This is a genomic window from Pantoea sp. SGAir0180 (assembly GCF_043546245.1).
The window spans coordinates 4,369,314-4,376,885 of sequence record NZ_CP028071.1 but is presented as its reverse complement, the minus strand read 5'-3'; the positions used below and the strand labels follow the sequence as shown (position 1 = coordinate 4,376,885).

Sequence of the window (7,572 nt, the reverse complement as noted above, 5' to 3'; positions counted from 1 at the left end):
AAAGCTGAAAAAGCAGGGAAAGAATTATCATGCGTGCTGTCCTTTTCATAATGAAAACCCCCTCTTTTACCGTAAATGGCAAAAACAGTTTTATCACTGTTTTGGTTGTGGCGCACGGTAATGCCATCGACTTTCTGATGAACTACGATCGTCTGGAGTTTGTTGAAAGTATCGAAGAGTTAGCCACTTCTCACGGGTTAGATGTCCCTTACGAAGCGGGTAACGGGCCCAGCCCGATGGAACGCCATCAGCGCCAGAGCCTGTACCAACTGATGGACAACCTTAACGGTTTTTATCAGCAGAGTTTGCAGCAATCCAGTGCCCAGTCAGCGCGCGATTATCTTCAACATCGCGGCCTGAGCGCCGATATCATTAATCATTTCGCGATAGGTTATGCCCCCGCCGGTTGGGACAATGTTCTCAAACGCTTTGGTAAGCAGCCGGAAGATCGCGAGTCATTAATGGAAGCGGGCATGCTGGTCAATAATGATAAAGGCCGGGTTTACGATCGCTTTCGCGAGCGCGTGATGTTTCCCATCCGCGATAAGCGAGGCCGCGTTATCGGCTTTGGCGGCCCGTGCTGGTAATGATACGCCGAAGTATCTTAACTCGCCCGAAACGCCTTTTCATAAAGGTCGTCAGCTGTATGGCCTGTATGAAGCCTTAAAAATCATCCTGAACCGAAACGCCTGTTAGTGGTGGAAGGCTATATGGATGTCGTTGCCCTGGCGCAATACGGCTGGACTACGCGGTTGCCTCACTGGGTACATCGACCACGGCTGAACATATTCAGTTGCTGTTTCGCAGTACGGATAACGTGATTTGCTGTTACGACGGCGATCGCGCCGGACGTGAAGCCGCCTGGCGAGCGCTTGAAACCGCATTGCCTTACATGAATGACGGTCGTCAACTACGCTTTATGTTTTTACCTGACGGCGAAGACCGGACACGTTGGTTCGCAAAGAAGGTAAAGCCGCATTCGAAGCGAGGATGGAGCAGGCTATGCCGCTCTCTTCGTTTTGTTCGACAGCCTGTTGCCGCAGGTCGATTTAAGCTCTCGTGACGGCAAAGCGCGTTTAAGTACACTGGCATTGCCACTGATCACGCAGATTCCTGGTGAAACGTTACGCATTTATCTGCGTCAGGAACTGGGAAACAAACTCGGTATTCTGGATGATGCGCAGCTTGAAAAGCTGATGCCTAAACAGGCACAGGCGCAAGCGCACCGGTTGCTCCGCGCTGAAACGCACCACAATGCGCGTTCTGGTGGCGTTGCTGATTCAGAATCCACAACTGGCAAGTCTGGTCCCTGCACTGGATGGGCTGGCCGAGTCAAAATAGCCGGTTTACCGCTATTTATTGAATTAGTGAAGCGCTGTAACGAGAATCCTGGATTGACCACCGGTCAGCTACTAGAGTTATATCGCGGAACAAATTTTAGCCAAACGCTTGAAACACTGGCCGTGTGGAACCACATGATAGTGGATGAAGAGAGCGAAGCGGTGTTCCAGGATTCCCTGGCCAGTATTTATGACGCGGCTCTGGAAGAACGACTGGAGTTCCTGATTGCGCGAGAACGCACCCACGGACTCAGCACCGACGAACGTCGCGAGCTCTGGACACTGAGCCAGGCCTTCGCGAAAAAGTAACAGGTTACCCTACCTGCTGCTGTCCGTAACCGGAGCGGCAGGTTTAGTTATTCAGGGCGAAGCAGGTTTTGTCGCGGTAAGCGAACCGTTACCTCCGCTATGTGAGGATGACGAGTACCGCCAGTGGCAAACATGTTGTGAAAGCCAGCTTCCGCCCTCGGGCTATTGGCGTTGAAGCAGGTTTTGTCGCTGAAAGCGCGCAGTCACCGGAGCGTACTGATGTACGTGAGGATGACGAGCACTGTCAGAGGCAAAATGGCGAGTAAGCCAGCTTCCGCCCTCGGGCCGTCGGCGTCGAAGCAGGTTTTGTCGCTGAAAGCGCGCAGTCACCGGAGCGTACTGATGTACGTGAGGATGACGAGCACTGTCAGAGGCAAAAATGGCGAGTAAGCCAGGCCCGACATAAAATTTGCGGCTTAAGTGCCGATTACTAATGGGCAAAGCCCAGGCCGCGACGAAGGCAGCGGCGAGAACGAAATGCCTTCAATGTTATTGTTGGCTCGCTGCCGACCGACACCAATCTAATTAACAGAAGTGTGGATACCGTCTTATGGAGCAAAACCCGCAGTCACAGCTCAAGCTTCTTGTCACCCGTGGTAAGGAGCAAGGCTATCTGACCTATGCTGAGGTCAATGACCATCTGCCGGAAGATATCGTCGACTCCGATCAGATCGAAGACATCATCCAGATGATTAACGACATGGGCATCCAGGTGGTTGAGGAAGCCCCGGACGCCGACGATCTGATGCTGAATGAAAACAGCTCCGATACTGACGAAGATGCCGCGGAAGCTGCCGCTCAGGTATTATCCAGCGTTGAATCTGAAATTGGCCGCACCACCGACCCGGTTCGCATGTACATGCGTGAAATGGGTACCGTTGAACTGCTGACCGCGAAGGCGAAATCGACATCGCGAAGCGTATTGAAGACGGTATCAACCAGGTTCAGTGTTCCGTTGCTGAATATCCGGAAGCCATTACCTACCTGCTGGATCAGTACGATCGTGTTGAAGCCGGTGAGTCGCGTCTGTCAGACCTTATCACTGGCTTTGTCGATCCTAACGCAGAAGAAGACCTGGCACCGACCGCCACCCACGTCGGTTCTGAGTTGTCAGAAGAAGATCGTAATGACGACGACGATGACGACGAAGAGAGCGACGACGACAGCTCTGACGACGATAACTCTATCGACCCGGAACTGGCGCGCGAGAAGTTCTCTGACCTGCGTACGCAATACGAAACGACGCGCGATGTGATCAAGAGCAAAGGACGCAGCCATGCGGCCTCTGTCGCTGAGATCCAGAACCTGTCGGACGTCTTCAAACAGTTCCGCCTGGTACCGAAGCAGTTCGACTACCTGGTGAACAACATGCGCGAAATGATGGAACGTGTCCGTACCCAGGAGCGTTTGATCATGAAGCTGTGTATTGAAGTGTGCAAAATGCCGAAGAAAAACTTCATTACGCTGTTCACCGGTAACGAGACCAACGAGAGCTGGTTCAAAGCCGCACTGGCGATGAACAAGCCATGGTCTGAAAAACTGCTGGACGTGCAGGATGACGTGATGCGTTCGCTGCAGAAGCTGGCACAGATTGAAGAAGAAACCGGCCTGACCATCGAGCAGGTGAAAGACATTAACCGTCGTATGTCGATCGGTGAAGCGAAAGCCCGCCGCGCGAAGAAAGAGGTTGAAGCTAACCTGCGTCTGGTGATTTCAATCGCCAAGAAATACACCAACCGTGGTCTGCAGTTCCTGGATCTGATTCAGGAAGGTACATCGGTCTGATGAAAGCGGTTGATAAGTTTGAATACCGTCGCGGCTACAAATTCTCGACCTACGCCACATGGTGGATTCGTCAGGCGATTACCCGTTCTATCGCTGACCAGGCGCGTACCATCCGTATTCCGGTGCATATGATTGAGACCATCAACAAACTCAACCGTATTTCGCGCCAGATGCTGCAGGAGATGGGCCGTGAGCCGACGCCAGAAGAACTGGCTGAGCGCATGCTGATGCCAGAAGATAAGATCCGCAAGGTGCTGAAGATTGCCAAAGAGCCTATCTCTATGGAGACGCCGATTGGTGATGATGAGAAGATTCACATCTGGGTGATTTTATCGAAGACACCACGCTGGAGCTGCCGCTGGACTCTGCGACCTCTGAGAGCCTGCGTTCTGCGACCCACGACGTGCTGGCTGGCCTGACCGCGCGTGAAGCCAAGTGCTGCGCATGCGTTTCGGTATCGATATGAACACCGACCACACGTTAGAAGAAGTGGGCAAACAGTTTGACGTTACCCGTGAGCGTATTCGTCAGATTGAAGCGAAAGCCCTGCGTAAACTGCGCCACCCGAGCCGCTCGGAAGTGCTGCGTAGCTTCCTCGACGACTAAGTCCGTTAAAACCCCGGTTCGCCGGGTTTTTTATGTCTGCTGCCCTGCCCTTTTCCCGCAAACCGCCACCATTAACGCCCGCTGTAACGCCTCGTACATCTGGCGATATAGCGCCACCATCTTCCAGTGAGGCCCGGTTTAATCCGCTGGGATTCGGCAACACCCACACCTGGGTTTTCCCCATGTAGATCGGCTGCTCGCCCCCTCCACTTTGCTCTGACGAAACGCGCGTTTAAAGGCATCTTTGCCCAGGATAGCCAGCGCGGCAGGCTGATAGCATAGAACCTTGTCCATCAGCCGCTGACCGCCATCACGTAGCTCATCACTGGCCAGTTCATTTGCCTGAATGGTCGGACGCTCGACCAGCATCGTAATACCACAGCCGGTCTCCAGTAAGCGCTGCTCTTCTTCCGGCTTCAGTTGCTGCACCGTAAACCCTGCCAGGTGAATCACCTTCCAGAAGCGATTGCCCGGATGGGCAAATGATAGCCGGTGTGCGCGGTCGACTGACCGGGATTAATGCCGCAGAAGAGGACGTTCAGGTCCGGTGCAATGATATCGGTGATGTTGTGTTCGCTCATGGGCCTCCTGGCTTTGCGCTGCGTCCTGGCCGCTCACGCAAAGAATCCGTATTCGTCATAATCTTGCCAGTGGTTAACGCTTTTTGCGGAGCAATGTCGTGATCGCGGCTGTCTTTCCTACTGTTAAGCCCAATAAGACAATCGCGCTTCACCGCGCATGCGACGACGCTGCGTATCAGCGTAGCGTTTTTGGCGGTTTTATCATAGTTATCAGCAAGTAAAACATTGCTGCTTATTTCAGCAACCAGCCGAACAACGCTGGATTGCCCCGAATAGATACTTTATAATCCCCGCTCCATTGGCCCCTTAGCTCAGTGGTTAGAGCAGGCGACTCATAATCGCTTGGTCGCTGGTTCAAGCCCAGCAGGGGCCACCAGATTTCACCTGTTGAATCAGGATATTAAGCCACTTTTTAGCCGAGTGGCTTTTTTGTTTCTATAGGCCAGCGTCACAAAAGCATCACATGACTTTATTCGTTCTTTTTGAACGCAGATACAAAAAGCATACTTTCGCGAGCTTTCAGTGAAGTAACGATTACCTTCTGTCGTTATGCGTAAAAATCGGCACCTTATTAGTCTGGCCCGGCGAGACGATCATCCCCGCTATGCTTTCGTACGTTTTGAAGGTGCACCTGCTACGCGATCCTGGCGAGCGCGATCGCCATTTCCAGCGAGTTAAGGCCCGGCACGCCGAGCTGATTCTGCGCTTAACCGGACTTTCATTACAGTGTATTGGCCGTTTTCGTAAGTGGTACCGATGATGTTTGAGATGGTTTCCGCTTCGGTCGCACCCACGGCAACGCGCACCAAGACATTAACCGATTTGGCCTGGTCGAAAATCGCCTGCTAGCGTGCATTTTGCCCCGGCTTTGGCGATACCACCCTACACGTTAGCAAACAATACCGGCGTATTCAGCGGTAGTGTCGGCGTCCCAGGCGGTACAGACCACCCAATAATCGCGGTAGAGATGATGGAAATGGTGCGAGTGCCATCCATGATTTCGACGATGCAGATACCATGACAGTAATCAGACATCTGATGCCCGTAAAATGGATGTGCTCAGAGTGTCAGGTCAGGCGATGCCGTTTATACAATTAGGGTTTGTTGAAGAATGATCGGGCATTTACTCGGGAATGATCGCTTTGCCTTCCTGTGGCACTATGAACAGCCATCATCAAAAGAGGGAACGAGAATGATCTCAGGAAGAGCAGAAAGACAGGAACCTGGACGGTATTACACTTTTGAGTCAAGATTGCCCCCCGGAGAATTTTTTGAGCTTCGGCACAACATCTACCACGCAATGCTCAGCCGGTGCTTGATGAAACAAGCGGTATGTGTATCGGCTACACCGTGGCTCAGGCTCCCGGCCTCTGGCAAATTTATGATGCACAGGGCCATTTTGTCCGGCTTGAAGAGGCTCCGCTTGAAACGCCGTTGTTCGATCCCACTGATATTGCAACTGATTGCTTTTGTGTTTTCCGCATTCTCCGCACTGGCCGTGCTTTATTTGAAGCGGTACGCGACAGCGATTACAGCAAAGCTTGGCCAGGGATATTTCATTTTTGCGCGCCCGGTTCAAACTCGGCTTATCTGTACGCAACCTGAAAATGACCGAAACGGCTGCTAAGCACATGTATGAAACGGGTCGGTATGTTCCTTTACATATTCAGGAAAAGCTATTCGTTTTGGTAAGCGAACGACCGATCCCCGGAAAGTTGAAGGCCTGTACAGATACGAAATTGAGATGTACAGCTTTATCGTAAGAAGGCCACTACTGAGTATAAAAAATACACACTCGAAGTTGTGGTAAGAGAGTCCGACTGGACAATCATCCACTTTATGTATTTTTAAAAACCGACAGGAACGCATCAATGTTTGATATTAAATACGAGAAATTTACGTTTACGGTTTCCTTTTGAAAGAGTGGTCGATAACGACATTGACCCTGAACATCATCGCTGGGACTGGATAAAATCTTTTGTTGAATTTTCTGTTCCTGGCCTGAAAGCACAGTTTCAAACTGAATTTACGGTAGGTGAGCTACTGGAACTACGTGAGCAATTTGCAGCGCACCATAACGCTTAATTGCTCAAAGAGAGATAAAGCTTTCGTGTTTCAAAGCCAGTGCCATCAACTGAATATGATAATCAGGAAAGTAACCGGCGAAGAGGTTGTAATTATTGAATATGACCTTCGTCTGAAGCGCATGCTGACAGCGCTCAGGTGAAAGGTGATTTCGGCATCAATGAGAGCTACTTCCAGATATTTAAAACGGCTGATGAGATGATTGAATGGAAAAATTAAGCCTTCCCGCCTCTAAATTTTCCTGATAGTCCCGCTGTAACGGGGATGTTTCTGTTTAGGCTTTCCCGCCAACTAATATCCGGTGCCGTTAAGGTCTCCACCGCGGTAGGTTCTCCATTGCTCCAGTAGCGCTTTCTCGCTCTCCATGGCGATGCCCAACTCGTCCGCATCCTGTAAGGCGGAATAACGTATTACACCTCACATTACGCTAAGAATGGCACACTTTGACCTACTCACATTTCCCCATGAGTTTGCGCGGACCAGCCACTGTAAAACAGGTCCGCAGATCCTATACGCTTTCCTGGATTGCTTTCGCTCAACGTTTTCAGCTTTGCAAAATTTTGCTCTCAGTGCGTTGGTAACGCATACAGAGCGTACAGCAGGTATGCTATTTTTTTAACCTGACAAAATATCGGTAGATTTTTTTGCCAGACAGATAGCGACAATGCCAGCAAAATCGATGTTATACCGAGAAAAAACATTAACGAAAGGAGATGGCTTAAAAATCCCGCCCAGGCTTGTGAAATCGCTGAGTCTGACGAGTTGTTCTGGGGTTAGTGTACGAACCATTATTTCCGGAAGAATCAGAAAACATATAATGACTGCTAAAATATAAATCGTCTTATTTTTTCCCTTTTTCATTATTT

8 protein-coding genes, 1 tRNA gene and 3 pseudogenes are annotated in these 7,572 nt (G+C 50.8%); 8 read left to right on the top strand and 4 right to left on the bottom strand.

Going from position 1 to position 7,572, the window contains the following annotated elements; genetic code table 11:
• Window positions 1–4 precede the first annotated feature (4 nt).
• The 6 genes and pseudogenes from C1N58_RS20655 to rpoD all read left to right on the top strand — a co-directional run bounded on the left by C1N58_RS20655 (window position 5) and on the right by rpoD (window position 4,040).
• The gene (locus C1N58_RS20655) at window positions 5–121 is read left to right on the top strand and encodes a CHC2 zinc finger domain-containing protein (protein ID WP_394564906.1); all 117 of its coding nucleotides are present in this window, start codon (window positions 5–7) and stop codon (window positions 119–121) included.
• Window positions 122–137: 16 nt separating this feature from the next.
• On the top strand, window positions 138–587 hold the full coding sequence (locus C1N58_RS20650; RefSeq protein ID WP_394564905.1) for a hypothetical protein: 450 nt from the start codon (window positions 138–140) through the stop codon (window positions 585–587).
• The gene (locus C1N58_RS20645) at window positions 568–696 is read left to right on the top strand and encodes a hypothetical protein (protein ID WP_394564464.1); all 129 of its coding nucleotides are present in this window, start codon (window positions 568–570) and stop codon (window positions 694–696) included. The genes C1N58_RS20650 and C1N58_RS20645 overlap by 20 nt, the downstream gene beginning before the upstream one ends.
• Window positions 697–793: 97 nt before the next feature.
• Complete coding sequence (locus tag C1N58_RS20640) at window positions 794–1,063, top strand: toprim domain-containing protein (RefSeq protein ID WP_394564463.1); 270 nt, start codon at window positions 794–796, stop codon at window positions 1,061–1,063.
• Window positions 1,020–1,649 (top strand): hypothetical protein, encoded by a 630-nt coding sequence (locus C1N58_RS20635; protein ID WP_394564462.1) that lies wholly within the window; start codon window positions 1,020–1,022, stop codon window positions 1,647–1,649. Before C1N58_RS20640 ends, C1N58_RS20635 begins: the two co-directional genes overlap by 44 nt.
• Before the next feature lie 550 nt (window positions 1,650–2,199).
• A pseudogene (gene rpoD, locus C1N58_RS20630) lies at window positions 2,200–4,040 on the top strand (RNA polymerase sigma factor RpoD).
• Between the two features lie 30 nt (window positions 4,041–4,070).
• On the opposite strand, the pseudogene mug reads toward rpoD, so the two are convergent.
• Window positions 4,071–4,621, bottom strand: a pseudogene (gene mug / locus C1N58_RS20625) (G/U mismatch-specific DNA glycosylase).
• Between the two features lie 300 nt (window positions 4,622–4,921).
• Between mug and C1N58_RS20620 the strand changes: the two are divergent.
• Window positions 4,922–4,997: transfer RNA gene (locus C1N58_RS20620), tRNA-Ile, on the top strand.
• 261 nt (window positions 4,998–5,258) lie between these two features.
• On the opposite strand, the pseudogene C1N58_RS20615 reads toward C1N58_RS20620, so the two are convergent.
• A pseudogene (locus tag C1N58_RS20615) lies at window positions 5,259–5,656 on the bottom strand (phage tail protein); the annotation flags it as partial.
• Window positions 5,657–5,932: 276 nt separating this feature from the next.
• Between C1N58_RS20615 and C1N58_RS20610 the strand changes: the two are divergent.
• Entirely contained in the window at window positions 5,933–6,226 is a 294-nt protein-coding gene (locus C1N58_RS20610; protein ID WP_394564461.1) for a hypothetical protein, read from the top strand.
• 771 nt (window positions 6,227–6,997) lie between these two features.
• On the opposite strand, the gene C1N58_RS20605 is transcribed toward C1N58_RS20610, so the two are convergent.
• Together C1N58_RS20605 and C1N58_RS20600 are read right to left on the bottom strand one after the other, a co-directional pair.
• On the bottom strand, window positions 6,998–7,117 hold the full coding sequence (locus C1N58_RS20605) for a tail fiber assembly protein (RefSeq protein WP_394564904.1): 120 nt from the start codon (window positions 7,115–7,117) through the stop codon (window positions 6,998–7,000).
• A 204-nt stretch (window positions 7,118–7,321) separates the two neighbouring features.
• Window positions 7,322–7,567, bottom strand: a complete 246-nt coding sequence (locus C1N58_RS20600; RefSeq protein WP_394564907.1) for a hypothetical protein — start codon at window positions 7,565–7,567, stop codon at window positions 7,322–7,324.
• Window positions 7,568–7,572 lie beyond the last annotated feature (5 nt).